We start from the raw sequence: 212 nt of genomic DNA on the forward strand, positions 1-212 counted from the left end.
AAGCACCTGGCGGTGACCTCTGATGACGAGGTCGTTGCCAATCCGAGACATACACGCCGCTATGAACAGCAGTTGGCGAAGTGGCAACGCCGGATGTCACGCCGCATGCGAGGCAGCAGCAACTGGCAGCGGGCGAAGATCAAGGTAGCCCGCATCCATGAGAAGATTCGGAACAGCCGTCAGGATGTGCTTCACAAGCAGACGACGAAGTG

General features: G+C 58.5%; 1 protein-coding gene. It reads left to right on the forward strand.

The features are described from left to right. On the forward strand, nucleotides 1-212 hold a 212-nt coding region (locus PA598K_RS35500), incomplete at both ends, for a transposase (RefSeq protein ID WP_148092066.1).

This window comes from Paenibacillus sp. 598K (assembly GCF_003851045.1).
Classification (GTDB): domain Bacteria; phylum Bacillota; class Bacilli; order Paenibacillales; family Paenibacillaceae; genus Paenibacillus_D.